Source organism: Halomicroarcula saliterrae, from assembly GCF_031624395.1.
Taxonomy (GTDB): Archaea; Halobacteriota; Halobacteria; order Halobacteriales; family Haloarculaceae; genus Haloarcula; species Haloarcula saliterrae.
Genome location: NZ_JAMQON010000014.1, coordinates 1 through 661 on the forward strand (window position 1 = coordinate 1; position 661 = coordinate 661).

A 661-nucleotide genomic window follows, 5' to 3' on the forward strand; every position below is an offset into this window, starting at 1 on the left:
TCCGTACCGAGAACCGACACAGGTGTCCATAGCGGCGAAAGCTAAGGCCTGTCGGGAGCAACCGACGTTAGGGAATTCGGCAAGTTAGTCCCGTACCTTCGGAATAAGGGATGCCTGCTCCGGAACGGAGCAGGTCGCAGTGACTCGGAAGCTCGGACTGTCTAGTAACAACACAGGTGACTGCAAATCCGCAAGGACTCGTACAGTCACTGAATCCTGCCCAGTGCAGGTATCTGAACACCTCGTACAAGAGGACGAAGGACCTGTCAACGGCGGGGGTAACTATGACCCTCTTAAGGTAGCGTAGTACCTTGCCGCATCAGTAGCGGCTTGCATGAATGGATTAACCAGAGCTTCACTGTCCCAACGTTGGGCCCGGTGAACTGTACATTCCAGTGCGGAGTCTGGAGACACCCAGGGGGAAGCGAAGACCCTATGGAGCTTTACTGCAGGCTGTCGCTGAGACGTGGTCGCCGACGTGCAGAATAGGTAGGAGTCGTTACACAGGTACCCGCGCCAGCGGGTCACCGAGACACACGTGAAATACTACCCGTCGGTGACTGCGACTCTCACTCCGGGAGGAGGACACCGGTAGCCGGGCAGTTTGACTGGGGCGGTACGCGCTCGAAAAGATATCGAGCGCGCCCTAAGGTCATCTCAG

The 661-nt window shown here is 57.2% G+C and carries 1 rRNA gene; it reads left to right on the forward strand.

The features are described from left to right. A 23S ribosomal RNA gene (locus NDI56_RS21660) occupies nt 1–661 on the forward strand; the annotation flags it as partial.